Genomic DNA, 17003 nt, shown 5'->3' with positions numbered 1-17003 from the left:
GGGCGGAGGCATGGATTGCTTCGCTGCGCTCGCAATGACGGTACTGGCGTCACGGCAAATATCCTCCCCCAGTCCCCTAAATTGCAAAATCCTTCTCACGCTGACTTGATGGCGCTGCCCTGATCGCCTCCCTATCTCTTCCCCAACAACAACAACAGCTACGGATCGGGCAATGGCACAGCGGCAACTCAAGCTCGGCGCGTTCATGCGGCCGGTCTCCATCCACACCGGCGCGTGGCGCTATCCCGGCGCCTGGCCCGATGCCAATTTCAATTTCGCGCGCATCAAGCAACTGATCCAGAAGCTGGAGGCCGGCAAGTTCGACGCCTTCTTCATGGCGGACCATCTCGCGGTGCTGAACATGCCGGTCAATGCGCTCAAGCGCAGCCACACCGTGACCTCGTTCGAGCCGTTCACGCTGCTGTCGGCGCTGGCCGGCGCCACCGAACATATCGGCCTGATTGCGACGGGATCGACGACGTTCGACGAGCCCTATCACGTCGCCCGGCGTTTTGCTTCGCTCGACCACATCTCGGGCGGGCGCGCGGGCTGGAATATCGTCACCACCTCCAATCCGGACGCCGCGCTCAATTTCGGGCTCGACGACCATATGGAGCACGCCGAGCGCTACAAGCGGGCGCGCGAGTTCTACGACGTGGTCACCGGCCTCTGGGACTCATTTGCCGACGACGCCTTCGTGCGCGACGTCGAGGCGGGGCTTTATTTCGACCCGGCGAAAATGCACGTGCTCAATCACAAGGGAAAATATCTCTCGGTGCGCGGGCCGCTCAACATCGCCCGCCCTGTCCAGGGCTGGCCGCTGATCGTGCAGGCCGGCGCCTCCGAAGACGGCAGGCAACTCGCGGCGGAGACGGCGGAAGCCGTCTTCACCGGCGGCGGCCCTCTCGCCGACGGCCAAAAACTTTATGCCGATATCAAGGGCCGCATGGAGAAGATCGGCCGCAACCCCGAACACCTGAAGATCCTGCCCGGCGCCTTCGTGGTGGTCGGCGACAGCGTCGACGAAGCCAAAGAGAAAAGGGCAAAACTCGACAGCATGGTGCATTACGACAGCGCCATCGCCTCGCTCTCGGTGCAGCTCGGCACTGACGCCTCCGGCTTCGATCCCGACGGCCAGTTGCCGCCGATCCCCGAAACCAATGCGAGCAAGAGCGGCCGCCAGCGCCTGGTCGACGTCGCCGCGCGCGACAAGCTCACGGTGCGCCAGCTTGCCCAGCGCGTCGGCGGCTATGGCGGGCTATCGTTCGTCGGCACGCCGCAAACCATCGCCGACCAGATGGAGGAATGGCTGATGAGCCGCGGCAGCGACGGCTTCAACATCATGTTCCCGTTCCTCCCGGCAGGCCTCGACGATTTCGTCGACAAGGTGGTTCCGGAACTGCAAAGGCGCGGGATTTTCCGCACCGAGTATGAGGGCCGGACGTTGCGGGAGAATTTGGGGCTGCCGAGGCCGAAAAACCGGTTCTTTGAGGGTTAATCCCGCTAAATCTGGCCGGTTTTTGCCCCGAAAACCTTGACTTTGGGCGATCAGAAGCTAGGTTGCGCGCAAATGCAGGCCGATTTGGCCAGCGCCCGATATCCCCTATTTGAGGTTCTGAACATGGCCAAAGCGGTCACCATCAAGGTCAAGCTCGTTTCCACGGCGGATACCGGCTTCTATTACGTCGCCAAGAAGAATTCGCGCACCATGACCGACAAGCTGGTCAAGAAGAAGTACGACCCGGTCGCGCGCAAGCACGTCGAGTTCAAGGAATCGAAGATCAAGTAATTCGTAGGCTCATCGCCGACGGATTTTGACGGGGCCCTTTCGGGCCCCGTTTTGATTCTTACGCCGTCTGCATCTGTGGCGGCCCGCTCGGCCGGATCAGCGCGAACGCGACCTGGATGATGCCGCCGGCCAGCCCGAGAGCTACGCCGATCCGCCACGCCATGGTGTAGGAGCCGAGCGCGTCGTACAGCACTCCGCCTCCGAAGGCGCCGAGGAAGCTGCCGACCTGGTGGCTCATGAAGGCGAGCCCCTGGATCATCGCCTGCCATTTCAGGCCGAACATCTCGGCGACCGCGCCCGCGACCAGCGGGCCGACGCCCATCCACAGAAAGCCCATGATGGCGCCGAACAAGAGCGTGGTCGCCGGCGTCGGCGGCAGCGTGAAGTACCAGGCGAGCGCAATCGAGCGGAAGATGTAGATGCCGCCGAGCAACGCGAGCTTGTTCCAGCGCTCGCCGGCCCAGCCAAAGAAGATGCTGCCGAGCACGTTGAAGCCGCCGATCATGCCGAGCGTCTGCGCGCTCAGCATCGGGTCCATGCCGCAGATCGCCAGATATGACGGCAGATGCGTGGTGAGAAATACGAGCTGCATGCCGCAGACGAAATAGGCGCCGGTCATCACCACGAAGGAGACGTTGGAGAACGCTATCCTGGTGGCGACGCTGGCCGAAGAGTTGCCGATTTCGTCGTCAGCAGGCTTGGGCAGCGGAATCTTGTCCACCCTGCCCGCGTACAAGGCGGCCGGAATCATCAGGAGCGAGAGCACCACAAAGCCTGCGAGCCCCATTCGCCAGCCGTACCCTTCATTGAGCATCTGCCCAATCGGCGCCGACAGCAGCGCGCCGAGCGATCCCGCGCCCGACACCAGGCCGAGCACCGTCGAGCGCACCGTCGCCGGCACGGCGCGGGCGGCTACCGACATCGCAATGGCCGCCGCGGTACAGGCGAGCGAGGTGCCGATCAAAATGCCGCCGCCGATCATGACGCTGAGAAAACCGTTCGCGCCCGCCATCAACGCAAGGCCGGCGACATAGAGCAGCGCGCCTGCCACCATGATGGCCCGAAAACCGTAGCGCACCGTCAGCGCGCCGGCGAACGGCTGCAAAAATCCCCAGGCAAGATTTTGCACCGCGAGCGCCAGCGTGAAATCGGACACTGAAATCCGGATGTCCTGCGTCAGCGGCTGCATGAAAAGGCCGAGCGATTGCCGCAGGCCCATGCTGAGCGTGAGCATGACGGAGGCGCCGATCAGGATGGGAAGCGTGGGCCGCAGGACTTGCAGCAGAGCCATTGTTTTTATTCTCCCGATCGGCCGCGATTCGAATGCCGCGTCCCGCAATTGATATCTGAAATAGGTACACAGACCTGTGTACCTAGGCTATAAGGAGGCCCCGCTGTCAAGCTAAGGTGACCCGCGCATTCGCATGGCTACTCTGCCCGCCAAACCCGACATGAAGGACCGGATTCTGGAAACCGCGGATAGGCTGTTCTATCTGCAGGGAATTCGCGCGGTCGGCGTCGACACCATCGCCGCCGAAATCGGCATCAGCAAGCGCACGCTCTACAATCATTTTCCGTCCAAGGACGCGTTGATCGCGGCCTACCTGGCGCGGCGTTTCGTGGCCCCGCGGCCTTCCGACAAGTCGCCGGTCGAGCAGATTCTCGGCACTTTCGATTCGCTGGAGCGACGTTTTTCGGCGAAGGATTTTCGCGGCTGCCCCTTTGTCAATGCGGTTGCCGAACTCGGCGAAGACCGGTCGGTCCGAAAGGTTGCTGTCGCGTTCAAGGAAAGCCGCCGGCTATGGTTTCGCGACCTGTTGGTGCAGCTCGGCGTCGCGGATGCAGAAGCTTTGGCGACGCAGCTCGCCTTGCTGGTCGACGGTTCGATCGCGCAGGACCTCGTCCGCAACGACCCGGCGATGGCGCGGGCGGCAAAGGAAGCCGCAACGGTACTCCTGAGGAATGCGGGGGTGAAGGTCGGTGAAAGCAGCGCCGCAACGAAGCCACAACGCTCGAAGAAGCGAGTTACTTGAGATCACCGCCCCGCCCGCTTCCTGAAGCCGTCTTTAGCTGTTAGCGTTGACCGCGAGTTCAATCCAAAAAGCGAAGTATTCCGTCCGGCGAGATGCCGGCTAAGCCGTGCAAAATCTGGCTGCGGAAAAAGGGAGCGACCATGGAAGACCTGAAAGTGACCGCCAACGGTTACGATTTCAAACCGGCACGCGCGGCGATGCAGCGCTATGTCGACAACAACCTGCTGTCAGGCATTTCCTGGGCGGTCATGGTCGGGCGCGACCTCGTCGACGTGAATTGCGTCGGATGGGCCGACAAGGAAGCGCAGACGCCGCTCCGCACCGATCACATCTTTCGCGTTTTCTCCAACACCAAACTGATCACCTCTTGCGCCGTGCTGCTGCTGTTCGAGGAAGGTAAATTGGGACTCGACGACGGAATCGAGAAATTTATTCCGCAGCTCGGAAATCGCAAGGTGCTGCGGCCCGGCGCTACCTCGCTTGATGATACCGAGCCCACCAAGAGCTCGATCACCATCCGCCAGTTGCTCAGCCACAGCTCCGGCCTGAGCTACGGCTTTTTCGATCCCGGCACTGCCATCTACAAGGCGCTTAACGAGCGTGGCGTCCACAATCCCATGACGACGCTGGCCGACATGGTGGACGTGCTGGCCGGCCTGCCGCTGATCTATCAGCCGGGCACCTCGTGGGAATATTCGCTTGCGACCGATGTGCTGGGGCGGCTGATCGAAGTCATCAGCGGCCAGAGTTTTGACAAGTTCATCAAGCTGCGGATTCTCGATCCGCTCGGCATGGTCGATACCGGCTTCGTCGTGCCGGAAAAGGATCAAGGACGGCTCGTTGCCTATTATGCCGGTGCGGACCTGATGGAGCCGATGAAACCGGGATTGACCCGAACCGACAACTCGCCCTTCCCCGGCGCCTATCTGCGCCCGATCGCGCGGCTCAGCGGCGGCGGTGGCCTGGTTTCGACGCTGCATGACATGGTGGCGCTGATCCGAAGCCTGCTGCCCGGCGGCCCGACGCTGCTCAAGCCGGAGACGATTGCGCAGATGATGACCAACCAGCTGCCCAAAGGGCAGTGGATCCGCTTTGCCACGATGGGCGAACAGCCCGGCAAGGCGTTTACCCTGGCCGGCGGCCTGATCGTGAAGCCGACGCCGTTCGATCATCCCGACGCGGCAGGCGAGCTCTATTGGGGCGGCGTCGCCGGCACCCAATGGTGGATCTCGCCGAAGCACAACCTGGCCGGCGTCATGATGGCGCAGCGCCAGATGGCGTTCGTGCATCCGTTCGCGTTCGAGTTCAAGCGGCTGGCGTATGAGGCGGTGAAGCAAGGAAGCAAGGCGCCGAGGTTGTGGCTTGAAATCTATCGATCGTCGTCCCTGCGAACGTTCGCAGGGACGACAATCACGCCGCCGTCGAAACCACCCTGTTCCGCCCGTCGTGCTTGGCCTGATACAGCGCCATGTCGGCGCGCTTGAGCACGTCGGCGACCGGCTCGCCCTTGTGGTCCAGCGTCGCCAGTCCGATTGAAATCGTGACGTCGATCCGCTTGGTGCCCTTGTTGACCGCAAAGGTTTCGCCGGCGATCGAGCGGCGCAGGCGCTCGGCGACCATGCCGGCGACGGTCAGGTCGGTTTCCGGCATCACGATCACGAATTCCTCGCCGCCGTAGCGGCAGGCGAGATCGATGCCGCGGATCGATTTGCGGATGCGCACCGCGAATTCGCGCAGCACGTCGTCGCCGGCGTCGTGGCCATAAGTGTCGTTGATGGATTTGAAAAAGTCGATGTCGAGGATCATCAGCGCGAGCGGCTTGCCGCGGCTCGAGGCCTGCTCGGCCAGCGTCGCCAGATGAGTTTCCATATAGCGGCGGTTATGCAGGCCGGTCAGCGCGTCGGTGATCGCCATTTCGATCGAGTTCTGCACGTTGTCGCGCAGATGGTCGGTATAGCGCCGCTTGCGGATCTGGGTGCGCGCCCGCGCCAGCAATTCGTTCTTGTCGACGGGACGCAGGAGATAATCGTTGACGCCGATTTCGAGCCCGCGCAGCAGCCGCGCATTGTTGTCGGCATCGGAGATGGCGAGGATCGGCAACTGGCGGGTGCGCTCCAGCGAGCGCGCCTGGCTGCACAGCCGCAGGCCATCGTAATTTTCAAGGCCGAGCGAAACGATCAGCAAATCGTAATTACCCTCGGCGGCGTGAAACAGCGCTTCCGCCGGATTGATTTCGACGTCGACGGTGTGCTCGGCAGAAAGGATCGGCGCCAGCCGCTCATAGGACGATGGCCGGTCGTCGACCAGCAGGATCCGCCCGCCGACGCCCTTGTCGGCGATCGCGCTACGCTCGGGCGCCTCCATGCCGATCTCGAGCGAGGTGATGGCGCGCATCCGCAGTTCGTCGGTCATCATCTTCAGCCGCGTCAGCGACCGGACGCGCGCGATCAGGACGATGTCGGACACCGGCTTGGTGAGAAAATCGTCGGCGCCGGCTTCCAGCCCGCGCACGCGATCGGACGGACTGTCCAGCGCGGTGACGATCACGACGGGAATGTAATGGGTGGCCGGGTTGGACTTCAGCCGCCGGCAGACCTCAAAACCGTCCATGTCGGGCATCATGACGTCGAGCAGGATGATGTCGCATTCGGAACGCGAACAGAGATCGAGCGCCTCGGCACCATTGGATGCCGTCAACACGTCGAAATATTCGGCCGACAGACGGGCTTCCAGCAACTTGACGTTCGCTGGGACGTCATCGACGACGAGGATACGCGCAGACATCGAAACTCACTCCTACCCCTACCCGATAAAACGCCGCACGGTTTCGATAAACTTGCCGACGGAAATTGGCTTGGACAAATACGCCTCGCAGCCGCCCTCGCGGATGCGCTCTTCGTCGCCCTTCATCGCGAATGCCGTGACGGCAACCACCGGAATGGCGCGCAACTCCGGATCGTCCTTGATCCAGCGCGTCACTTCGAGGCCGGACACTTGGGGGAGCTGGATATCCATCAGGATCAGGTCGGGGCGCAGCTTGCGGACGAGATCGAGCGCCTCGAAACCGTTGCTGGTGCCCGAAGTCTGATAGCCGTGCGCTTCCAACAGGTCGCGAAAGAGCTTCATGTTGAGCTCGTTATCCTCCACGATCAGGACGGTTTTTGCCATCCCGTCCTCCCCTCGTCCCAGGAAACAGGTCCGGCCTTTCAGTACGATCCTGTACTGCCGCCGGGCTGTCGAAAAGTGAATTCAACTAGCGTCAGATTTCGCTCTAAGCCGTTAAATCGATGCCCTACTTTTGCGGTGTGGTTTCCACTTGCTTGAACACACTGCGCAGACTCGGGCATGATGGTTCCAAACTAGACACCATAAGTTAACGGAAAGGCAAACCCATCTGTTGAAAAAGCCTGTTCACAACCCTCGCGAAGTGGCTGAAATCGTTGCAGTTCAGGCGCTGAGTTTTATTGCTGGCGATCCCGAAAGGCTAGGCCTTTTCCTAGCCGAAAGCGGCATCGGTCCGGAGACGCTGCGCACAGCTGCTGCCGACCCGCAATTTCTGGCCTCGGTGCTGGATTTTGTGATGCGGGACGATGCAACCGTGAACGCGTTTGCGAGCGCCTCGCAACTGCACCCGACCAATATCGCCGCCGCCCGCCAGGTGCTCGGCGACCCGCACTGGGAGCGCGACGTGCCGTGAGCGCGCCCGCGCCAGCCCTGGATGGTCCGCGCGCGTTCTGCCGGGATTGCCTCGGCGACCTCGATATCAAGGCCAGGCGGTGCGGCGAATGCGGTTCCCCCCGCCTCGTCCGCCACCATGCCCTGCCCTCGCTGACGCTGGCGCATATCGATTGCGACGCGTTCTACGCTACCGTCGAGAAGCGCGACAATCCGGAGCTTGCCGACAAGCCCGTGATCATCGGCGGCGGCAAGCGCGGCGTGGTGTCGGCCGCCTGCTATGTCTCGCGGACCTATGGCGTGCGCTCGGCGATGCCGATGTTCAAGGCCCTGGCGCTGTGCCCCCAGGCTGCCGTAATCCCGCCCGATATGGCGAAATACGTCCGCGTCGGCCGCGAGGTGCGCCACGCCATGCAGACGCTGACGCCGCTGGTGGAACCGCTGTCGATCGACGAGGCGTTTCTCGATCTTTCCGGCACCCAGCGCGTTCACGGCATGATTCCGGCAAAAGTGCTGGCGCGCTTTGCCCGCGACGTCGAGCGCGACATCGGGATCACGGTGTCCGTCGGCCTGTCCTGCAACAAGTTTTTGGCCAAGATCGCCTCCGATCTCGACAAGCCGCGCGGCTTTGCCGCCCTCGACCAGATCGAGGCGCGCGAAATGCTGGCGGACAAGCCGGTCGGCTTCATCTATGGCGTCGGCCCCGCGACCCAGGAGAAGCTGGTGCAGCGGGGCTTTCGCACCATTGCGGACCTGCAGCGCGCCGACGAGGTCGAGCTGATGAAGCAGTTCGGCGGCGAAGGCCGCAGGCTGTGGCGGCTGGCGCGCGGCATCGACGACCGCAGCGTGGTGGCGGACCGCGGCGCCAAGACGATTTCCAACGAGACCACGTTCGAGAACGACATCAAGGATTTTGCAACGCTGGAAAAAGTGCTGTGGCGGCTGTCCGAAAAGGTGTCGTCGCGGCTGAAGAGCAGCGATCTGTCGGGCCTCACCATCACCTTGAAGCTGAAGACCGCTGATTTCAGGCAGCGCACCCGCTCGCAATCGATTCACGCACCGACGCAGTTCGCCGCGAAGATTTTTGCGGTGTCGCGCGAAATGCTGGCGAAAGAGATCGACGGCACCGCCTTCCGCCTGATCGGCACCGGCGTCAGCGCGCTGCGCGAGGGATCGCAGGCCGACGACACCGACATGCTCGACCGCCGCTCGGCCCATGCCGAGCGCGCGATGGATGATTTGCGCAAGAAGTTCGGCAATGCCGCTGTCATCAGGGGCATCGCGTATAAAGGGCCGGCGAAGGAGGACGACGAGGAGGAAGAGTAGCGCACCGACCTCTCCCCGCCATGACGGAGTGATCAACTGACGACGGCCACGGCCTCAATCTCGATCAGCCATTCAGGGGCCGCAAGCGCCGTTACACCGACAAGCGTGCTCGCCGGCGGCTCCATGCCTTCAAAGAACGCTGAGCGCGCCTTGCCGATGATGGGACGGAGTTCCGGCTTGTAACCGACGACGAAAGTAGTGATCTTCACGATATCGGCATAACCCGCACCGGCGGCTTTCAGCGCCAAACCGATATTGTGCATCACTTGCGTCGTCTGTGCGGCCAGATCACCTTCGCCGACGACCCGTCCCTCGTCGTCGGTGGCCACCTGTCCCGCGATATAGATCGTGCGCGCCCCTGACGCCACGACGACGTGGGAGTAAGCCGGATTGTGGTGAAGGCCGCTTGGCCGAAGATGTTCGAGCTTGCTCATGTTTGTGCTTCCCGACGTGCATGGTTGGGCCGAAGCGTATCCGGGTCCGGCGCGCTCGACCAGACTGATCCGCGCAAGGGTGCTCAGCACGCAGTGCCGGACGACCAGGCGGCGGCTTGAAGGGATGAACTGCGGAGCCGCCGTCAGAGCATCTTGTCGACAACCTTGGTCATGTCCGCCGCCGAGAAGGCACGCAACGACTCGGTGCGAACATTGCCCAGGGCGCCAAGACTCAAGCTAAGCGTCATGGCGGAAAATTCATCCGGCGCTTCGAGGACTGTCACAACATCATATCGTCCCTGCGTCCAGAACAACTCCTTTACGGTGATCCCGAAGGTCTCGGCCATTTTTTTGAAAGCCTCTGCCCGCTTCGGCGAGTCCTTGGCGGCGCGGATTCCCTGGTCGGTGAAGTTGCCAAGCACGACGTAAGTTGCCATCGTGGCTCTCCCTGGTTGTCGAAATTCAGCCGAACTTTCTGGTCGATTATCCGGCTGCATCGATAGATCAGCGCTATTGCCCCTTCGGGCGGCATCGCGCGATTGGCTTGCCGCCGGCAACGAGCAAGCTCACGTTGCTTCGTTCCGCCGCCCGGGCAGATGGCCGAGCAAATCCATCGGCAGCGGAAAGACCACGGTCGATGATCGCTCGCCGGCAATGTCGTGCAGCGCCGCGAAGTAGCGCAACTGCATCGCCTGCGGCTCCCGCGCAAGCGTTCGGCCGGCCTCGACGAGCTTCTCGGCGGCTTGCTGCTCGCCCATCGCATTGATCACTTTGGCGCGCCGCAAGCGCTCCGCCTCGGCCTGCTTGGCAATCGCGCGCACCATGGTTTCATTGAGATCGATATCCTTGATCTCGACGGTGGTGACCTTGATGCCCCAGACGTCGGTCTGCTGATCGAGGATTTCCTGGACATCGGCATTAAGCCGGTCCCGTTCGGCAAGCATCTCATCCAGCTCGTGCTTGCCGAGCACCGAACGCAGCGTGGTCTGCGCCAGCTGGCTGGTCGCGGCCATGTAATCGCCGACCTTGATGATCGCCCGCTCGGGATCGATGATGCGGAAGTAGAGAACGGCATTGACCTTGACCGAAACGTTGTCGCGCGAAATCACGTCCTGCGGCGGCACGACCTGCACCATCACCCTGAGATCGGCCTTCACCATCTGCTGCACAACCGGGATCAGGATGATGAGGCCCGGGCCCTTCACGCCGGTGAAGCGGCCGAGCGTGAACACGACGCCGCGCTCGTATTCCCGCAGGATACGAATGGCCGAGGCTAGAAATAGGATTACGATCACCGCAAACGATGCATAGGTCAGATATTCAAGCATCATGACGTACCTCCTTGCCGGTCAGCGCCGGTCGGCGCCGTACCACCAGCGTCAAATCTATGATGTTGGCCACCTCGACTACCTCTCCCGGCTTGAAGGTCTCAGCGCCGCGCGCTTGCCAGCGTTCACCTTGCGCGAAGACGTGGCCCTCGTTCTCGGACCAGTCTATGACCTGGGCAGATAGGCCACGCATGGCTTGTGCACCGACCGGTACCGGACCCTTGCCGGCGCGCTGGAGCGATCTGAGTACGACGAGAACAAGACCAATAAACATTGCCGCCGTGATGCCGACAACCGGCCATGATAGCCGGTAGCCCGGCGCTTCGACGTCGAAGAGCATGATCGCCCCGAGCACAAAGGCGATGACGCCGCCGAGGCCGACAACCACGGTCGGGTTGAAGACTTCGATGGTCAGAAGCACGATCCCGAGCACCATCAAGGCGAGGCCGGCGTAGTTGATCGGGAGCAGGTTGAGGGCATAGAGGCCAAGCAGCAGGCAGATCGTGCCTACAACCCCGGGGGCGACTGCGCCGGGTGAAGTGAATTCGAAAATCAGACCGTAGACGCCGACCAGGAGCAAAATCAGCGCAACGTTAGGATTGGTGATGACCGCGAGGAATCGTGAGATCCACCCGGGATCGATTGCTTCATGCGCGGCCTCCCTGGTTGCCAGATGCCGCGTCTCGCCACCCGTAACCTCGACTACGCGACCATCGATTTGCCTGAGCAGTTCGGCCTGGTCGCGTGCGACGAGATCGATGACTTTGGCCTGCAAGGCAGCGTTGGCGGAAAGGCTTTCGGCCTCCCGCACTGCCTTCTCACCCCAATCGGCATTGCGGCCGCGCAGTTCGGCAAGACTGCGGATCAAGGCGACGGCGTCGTTCGTTGCCTTCGCCGTCATGGCGTCCTTCGTCTTCGGCTTCTGGTCGCTGCCGTTCTTCTTGTCCTTGTCGCTCTTGTCAGGGGTAGCGTCCGGCAGACCCGGCAGCGGGCCGCCAATCTGCACCGGCGTCGCCGCTCCGAGATTGGTGCCCGGCGCCATGGCCGCGATATGCGTGGCGTAGAGGATATAGGTTCCGGCGCTGGCCGCATGGGCTCCGGAGGGCGCGACGTAACCGACGACGGGAACGCGCGACGCCAGCACGTCTGCGATAATCTCGCGCATGCTGGTTGCGAGACCGCCCGGCGTATTCATGCGCAGAACGACGACCTCGGCGTGTCGTTCTTTTGCCTTGGTCAGGGCCTCCTTCACGTAACGGGCCGTTGCCGGCCCGATCGCTCCGTCGACCGAGATGGTCAGCGCAAGCCTGCTCTTGTTCTCCTCTGCTGAAGCGGCAAGAGGAGAAATAACCAGAGCTGCCGCTGCAGCGGCCGCAACAAGAGTCGCCCGTACGGTCTGCACAGCAAGGACTCCCTTATCAAAATGATATGGGGTATCCTCATCGAACCTCAATATGCCCGGGATTAGCGGCCCGCAGCATCCCTCGCTCAAGCCCGCAACCATGCCGGGCTGGATCTCAGCCAACTTCAAACTTGACGCCTTGGGCGAGCGGAAGATCTTTGCCGAAATTGATGGTGCTGGTGACCCGGCGCATGTACGCCTTCCACGCGTCGGAGCCGGCTTCGCGTCCGCCGCCGGTTTCCTTCTCGCCGCCAAATGCGCCCCCTATCTCCGCGCCCGACGGTCCAATATTGACGTTTGCGATGCCGCAATCCGAACCTGCCACGGAGAGGAATTTCTCGATCTCATGCACGTCGGTCGAAAAAATTGACGAGGAAAGGCCTTGCCGCACTGCATTATGCAGCGCCAGGGCTTCGTCAAAGTCGGAATACTTCATGACGTAGAGGATCGGCGCGAAAGTTTCCTGCAGTACCGGACCGATCTGTCCTGGCATCTCAACCAGCGCGGGCCTGACATAATGGGCGGCGGGATATGGCGCCGTCTCGAAACGGTCGCCGCCAACAACCTGTCCGCCAAGCTTTCGAGCCTCTGCCAGGACTTCCTGCATTCGATGAAAGGCTACTCCGTCGATCAGCGGGCCAACGAGAACAGTGCTACTCGTAAGCGGGTTGCCGATCTGCACCGTGGCATAGACCTGTTTCAATCTGTCGACGAGCGCATCATAAGTATCACGATGCACGAACAGCCGGCGCAACGACGTGCAGCGCTGGCCTGCCGTGCCAACCGCAGCGAAGGCAATCGCCCGAAGCGCAAGGTCTAGATCAGCCGACGGACACACGATCGAAGCGTTGTTGCCGCCCAACTCCAGGATGGCTCGCGCAAAGCGCCGCGCCAGCCGGCGACCCACGATCTGGCCCATGGCGGTGGAGCCGGTCGCCGAGACCAGCGGCACTCTCGGATCATCGACCAGCATCTCTCCGATCTCCCGTCCCCCGATCAGCACCGTCGACAGGCCCGCCGGTGCGCCGCCGAACCTCTCCACAGCACGCCGGACCAGCGCCTCCACCGCGAGTGCCGTCAGCGGAGTCTTCTCCGACGGCTTCCAGATCACCGGGTCGCCACACACCAGCGCAAGGGCGGCGTTCCACGACCAAACCGCAACGGGAAAATTGAATGCGGTGATGATTCCCACCGGTCCGAGCGGATGCCATTGCTCCATCATCCGATGGTGAGGACGTTCGCTGGCGATGGTGAGGCCATAGAGCTGACGAGAGAGACCGACCGCAAAGTCGCAGATGTCGATCATCTCCTGGACCTCGCCGTGCCCCTCGGACAGGATTTTCCCGGTTTCGATGGTGACGAGGCGGCCGAGCTCGGTCTTGGCCGCGCGCAACTCCTCGCCGAGAACCCGGACGAACTCGCCACGTCGGGGCGCCGGAAGCGACCGCCACGCGAGGAACGCTTTTTCCGACTGCCCGATTGCTTCGGTGACGCTATCCGGGTTCGCGTCCTCGACCTGGGCAATGGTCTCGCCGGTCAACGGCGATCGCACCAGGCGTTCACCGCCCCGATACCGGTCGCGGTAAACGCCCACGCCCTGGAGAATTGAATCAACGTCGGCCAAGAGTTTCATATGGATGCCCTCCGCACGGCTATCTTACGAAACCTGCTCAAGATCCGATTTGAGCGCTACCAGGAAGCGCGCGGCTTCGCCGCCCGTCACGACGCGATGGTCGAAGGTGAGCGACAACGGCAGCACGCGCCTGACGGCTGGCTGGCCCAAATGTGCAACCACCCTTTGGGCAATCCGGCCGGCGCCTATGATCGCCACTTGCGGCGGCACGACGATCAGGTTGGCGAACCGGCCTCCGATCATGCCGAAGTTCGACAGCGTAATAGTCGCGCCACGCAGCTCGCCCGGAGGTATCGAGCGCGCGAGCGCGTCAGCCCGCATCCGATCGAGCCCGGCTCGCAAATCCGATGCGTCCCGCTCTGCGACATTGCGCAAGACCGGAACGATCAGGCCGCCCCCGGTATCAACGGCGATGCCGAGGTCGACGCGTCCGATCAGACGCCGTTCTCCCGCGCCGGCATTGTACCAGGCATTGAGTGCAGGCTCCGCCTTGCAGGCGGCAGCGATCGCGCGCACCAGGCGGATGGTCGCGTCCTCGCCCTTTCGCCAGTCGTCGATATCGGCGTCATCGGTGACGCTGGCGGGGACGATCTCGGCATGAGACGCCGTCATGCGTTGGGCCATCGCGCGCCGCAAACCGCGCAGCGGCTCGGCGGGTCCGGTATGCGACAAGGTCTTGGCAGCTCGTTCCACATCCGCACGCGTGATGAAGCCGCCGGGTCCCGTAGCTTCGACGAGCTCGAGATCGACGTCGAGCTTGCGTGCGAGCGCGCGCACCGCCGGAAACACCTGGGCTTTCTGTCCGGCTGCGGGCCCGGGAAGTGTTGCTGCCACCGGCGGCGGCTCGCTGGTACCGAGTTCGCCGACAATTGTACCGGTGTCTTGCTCGGGGCCTTCGGCAAACTCGACCAGCGGTACGCCTACTTTCACCACATCTCCCTTGGCGCCAAACAGGTGCAGGATACGTCCGCTTGACGGTGACGGCACCTCGACGACGGCTTTGTCAGTCTCGACGGAAACCAGCGGCTGATCGGTGACGACGTGATCGCCTTCATTGACGTGCCAGTTCACGATCTCCGCCTCTTCGAGGCCCTCTCCCAGATCCGGCAATACGAACTGGCGCATGGGACAAGTCCGCTGACAATCAATTGAACTGGCACGCTTTGCGAGCAGCCGCCACGATACGGCCAACCGACGGCATGAACTTCTGCTCAAGACGCGCCATCGGAATGACCGTATCGTAGCCGGTGACGCGGGCCACGGGTGCGAGCAGAGAGGTCAGGCCGCGCTCGGCGATCAGCGCGGCGATCTCGGCTCCGAATCCGCCAGTCCGTGTCGCCTCGTGCACGATGACGCAACGTCCGGTTTTTGCGATCGAACCGAGCACCGTGACTTCATCGTAGGGTTTGAGCGTGGCGAGATCGATGACCTCGGCGGCGATGCCCTCGGCAGCCAGCGCCTCGGCGGCCGCCATGGTTTCCTTCAGCATCGCGCCCCAGCTGATCAGGGTGATGTCGCGGCCTTCCCGCAGGATAAACGCGACATCCAGCGGCAAAGCCTCACCGTTGTCTTCCACCTCGCCTTTCGCCGCGCGGTAGATGCGGGTCGGCTCCAGAAACACCACCGGATCGGGATCGCGGATCGCGGCGAGAAGCAAACCGTAGGCGCGTTCCGGCGACGACGGGATGACAACGCGCAAGCCGGGGATGTGGGCGAGCATCGCCTCGGTGCTTTCGGAATGGTGCTCGGGTGCGCGAATGCCGGCGCCATGCGGCGTGCGCAGAACCATTGGACAGGTGAGCCGTCCCTGGGTGCGGTTGCGGATTCGGGAGGCGTGGTTCACCAGTTGATCGATGCAGGGATACAGAAATCCCATGAACTGGATCTCGCCGACGGGCTTCAGCCCCTGCGCCGCCATCCCGACGCAGAGCCCGCTAATCAGGAGTTCGGCAAGCGGTGTATCAAGGACGCGCTCCGGACCGAAACGCGCTTGCAGCCCGACGGTCGCGCGGAAAACGCCGCCATTGATGCCGACATCTTCGCCAAGCACGACGACATCGGGATCATCCTCCATCGCGCGGACGAGCGCCAGATTGACGGCTTCGACCAGCGTTACCTCAGCCATCGCCCTCTCCCGCGAGTTGGCGGCGCTGCGCGACATAAACCTCGGGCAGATCGGCATAGAGATGATCGAACATGGTTTCGGCCTCGCGCGGCCCGGCTGCCAAGTAGCGCTCGACCGCCGCCTCGACGCGCTCATGGCACTCCGCAGCGAGCTGTTCCTCGTCTGCTTTGCTCCAGATCTTCTGCCTGGCAAGAAAGGCTCTCAAACGCGCAATCGGCTCTTCCTTCCAGCGAGCCTGGACTTCTTCTTCCGGACGATAGCGTGATGCGTCGTCAGAGGTGGTGTGATCGCCGAGCCGGTAGGTGAGCGCCTCGATGAAGCGTGGCCCCTGGCCGTCGCGGGCTGCGGCAATGGCGTCTTCGGCCGCGGCACGCACAGCCACGACGTCGCTGCCGTCCACCTGCTCGCCGATGAAACCGGCGGCGATGGCCTTCTGCGCCAGGGTTTCGGAGGCGGTCTGCAGCCGCAACGGCACGGATATGGCCCATTGATTGTTGGTGGCAACGAACACGACCGGCAACTTGTGTACACCGGCGAAATTCATCGCTTCGTAGACGTCACCCTTCGACGTGGCGCCGTCGCCGAACATGCATACGGCGACACGCGGCTGCTTGCGCAGCTTGAAGGCATAGGCAACGCCGGCGGCATGCGGCGCCTGCGATCCCACGGGTACGCAGAACGGGAAATCCTGGACCGGCCCGGAGAAGTGATTGCCCCGCTCGTCCCCTCCCCAGAACAGCAGAATTTCCTCCAGCTTGACGCCACGCCAGATCAGCGCGCCATTATCCCGATAGGAGGGCAGCAGGACGTCTTCCTCCCGCATCGCACTGGCGATGCCGACGGACACCGCCTCCTGGCCGAGCGAAACGGCATAGGTCCCCAGCCGGCCGGTGCGCTGCAATGCAACAGCCTTTCGGTCAAAGTTGCGCAGCAGCACCATCGCCCGATAGAGCGAGGCGAGCAGGCTTGCATCGGAGGCGAACGCGGGGAGCGGCCTGTTTATCGAGCCGTCTGGCGCGAGGTAATTGCGGTGGCGCACCTCAAAGCGCGCGATCACCGGGAGCCCACCGTCTGCCATTTTCTTACTGGCCACGTCATCGCTCCCTGAGCGATTGTGCGTCCCACAGCTCGTAATTGGTGTTGGGCCGGAACAATGCAAGATGGGCGCGCCCAATCGCATCGCCATTTGCTGCACCGCGGGCTCGCGAGATCAGCCTTCGCCATCGTGGAAACGGCGCCGCGTCAGTGGTATATCAAA

At 62.8% G+C, this 17003-nt stretch carries 17 protein-coding genes; 6 read left to right on the top strand and 11 right to left on the bottom strand.

Features of this window, described 5'->3' with window-relative positions:
• The first annotated feature begins 172 nt into the window (after window positions 1–172).
• Both V1286_RS12040 and rpmG read left to right on the top strand, forming a co-directional pair.
• Window positions 173–1498, top strand: a complete 1326-nt coding sequence (locus V1286_RS12040; RefSeq protein WP_334479777.1) for an LLM class flavin-dependent oxidoreductase — start codon at window positions 173–175, stop codon at window positions 1496–1498.
• Window positions 1499–1621: 123 nt separating this feature from the next.
• The gene (gene rpmG, locus V1286_RS12035) at window positions 1622–1789 is read left to right on the top strand and encodes a 50S ribosomal protein L33 (protein ID WP_027537094.1); all 168 of its coding nucleotides are present in this window, start codon (window positions 1622–1624) and stop codon (window positions 1787–1789) included.
• Between the two features lie 58 nt (window positions 1790–1847).
• Here the strand turns inward: rpmG and V1286_RS12030 are convergent, their stop codons facing one another.
• On the bottom strand, window positions 1848–3080 hold the full coding sequence (locus V1286_RS12030) for an MFS transporter (RefSeq protein ID WP_334479775.1): 1233 nt from the start codon (window positions 3078–3080) through the stop codon (window positions 1848–1850).
• A gap of 133 nt (window positions 3081–3213) precedes the next feature.
• On the opposite strand from V1286_RS12030, the gene V1286_RS12025 reads away from it, so the two are divergent.
• Both V1286_RS12025 and V1286_RS12020 read left to right on the top strand, forming a co-directional pair.
• Window positions 3214–3822, top strand: a complete 609-nt coding sequence (locus V1286_RS12025) for a TetR/AcrR family transcriptional regulator (protein ID WP_417021132.1) — start codon at window positions 3214–3216, stop codon at window positions 3820–3822.
• Window positions 3823–3962: 140 nt separating this feature from the next.
• On the top strand, window positions 3963–5306 hold the full coding sequence (locus V1286_RS12020) for a serine hydrolase domain-containing protein (RefSeq protein ID WP_334479773.1): 1344 nt from the start codon (window positions 3963–3965) through the stop codon (window positions 5304–5306).
• On the opposite strand, the gene V1286_RS12015 is transcribed toward V1286_RS12020, so the two are convergent.
• Complete coding sequence (locus V1286_RS12015) at window positions 5233–6606, bottom strand: PleD family two-component system response regulator (RefSeq protein ID WP_108517832.1); 1374 nt, start codon at window positions 6604–6606, stop codon at window positions 5233–5235. The genes V1286_RS12020 and V1286_RS12015 overlap by 74 nt on opposite strands.
• Window positions 6607–6624: 18 nt before the next feature.
• A complete protein-coding gene (locus tag V1286_RS12010) occupies window positions 6625–6990 on the bottom strand; it encodes a response regulator (RefSeq protein ID WP_027538546.1) in 366 nt (121 codons plus the stop codon).
• Between the two features lie 229 nt (window positions 6991–7219).
• On the opposite strand from V1286_RS12010, the gene V1286_RS12005 reads away from it, so the two are divergent.
• On the top strand, window positions 7220–7519 hold the full coding sequence (locus tag V1286_RS12005; protein ID WP_247829494.1) for a DUF3572 domain-containing protein: 300 nt from the start codon (window positions 7220–7222) through the stop codon (window positions 7517–7519).
• Entirely contained in the window at window positions 7516–8823 is a 1308-nt protein-coding gene (locus V1286_RS12000) for a DNA polymerase IV (RefSeq protein ID WP_334479768.1), read from the top strand. The genes V1286_RS12005 and V1286_RS12000 overlap by 4 nt, the downstream gene beginning before the upstream one ends.
• Before the next feature lie 32 nt (window positions 8824–8855).
• Here V1286_RS12000 and V1286_RS11995 read toward each other — a convergent pair whose 3' ends face one another.
• The 8 genes from V1286_RS11995 to pdhA all read right to left on the bottom strand — a co-directional run bounded on the left by V1286_RS11995 (window position 8856) and on the right by pdhA (window position 16823).
• Window positions 8856–9257, bottom strand: coding sequence for a RidA family protein (locus tag V1286_RS11995; protein ID WP_334479766.1), 402 nt, complete (start codon window positions 9255–9257; stop codon window positions 8856–8858).
• A gap of 143 nt (window positions 9258–9400) precedes the next feature.
• Window positions 9401–9694: a GYD domain-containing protein gene (locus tag V1286_RS11990; RefSeq protein WP_334479764.1), complete on the bottom strand. Its 294-nt coding sequence runs from the start codon at window positions 9692–9694 to the stop codon at window positions 9401–9403.
• Window positions 9695–9823: 129 nt separating this feature from the next.
• Window positions 9824–10588, bottom strand: coding sequence for a slipin family protein (locus V1286_RS11985; protein WP_334479762.1), 765 nt, complete (start codon window positions 10586–10588; stop codon window positions 9824–9826).
• Window positions 10578–11987, bottom strand: coding sequence for an NfeD family protein (locus V1286_RS11980; protein ID WP_334479760.1), 1410 nt, complete (start codon window positions 11985–11987; stop codon window positions 10578–10580). The genes V1286_RS11985 and V1286_RS11980 overlap by 11 nt, the downstream gene beginning before the upstream one ends.
• A 115-nt stretch (window positions 11988–12102) precedes the next feature.
• On the bottom strand, window positions 12103–13620 hold the full coding sequence (gene amaB, locus V1286_RS11975) for an L-piperidine-6-carboxylate dehydrogenase (RefSeq protein WP_334479759.1): 1518 nt from the start codon (window positions 13618–13620) through the stop codon (window positions 12103–12105).
• A 24-nt stretch (window positions 13621–13644) separates the two neighbouring features.
• Window positions 13645–14745 carry a dihydrolipoamide acetyltransferase family protein gene (locus tag V1286_RS11970; protein ID WP_247785996.1) on the bottom strand — a complete coding sequence of 367 codons (1101 nt, stop codon included), beginning with the start codon at window positions 14743–14745 and terminating at the stop codon, window positions 13645–13647.
• 19 nt (window positions 14746–14764) lie between these two features.
• Entirely contained in the window at window positions 14765–15745 is a 981-nt protein-coding gene (locus V1286_RS11965) for an alpha-ketoacid dehydrogenase subunit beta (protein ID WP_334479758.1), read from the bottom strand.
• The gene (gene pdhA, locus V1286_RS11960) at window positions 15738–16823 is read right to left on the bottom strand and encodes a pyruvate dehydrogenase (acetyl-transferring) E1 component subunit alpha (RefSeq protein ID WP_417021249.1); all 1086 of its coding nucleotides are present in this window, start codon (window positions 16821–16823) and stop codon (window positions 15738–15740) included. The genes V1286_RS11965 and pdhA overlap by 8 nt, the downstream gene beginning before the upstream one ends.
• Window positions 16824–17003: the final 180 nt, after the last annotated feature.

The organism is Bradyrhizobium algeriense (genome assembly GCF_036924595.1).
GTDB lineage: Bacteria > Pseudomonadota > Alphaproteobacteria > Rhizobiales > Xanthobacteraceae > Bradyrhizobium > Bradyrhizobium algeriense.
Note: the sequence above shows the minus strand (reverse complement) of the source record. Positions and strands in the feature narration are given on the sequence as shown.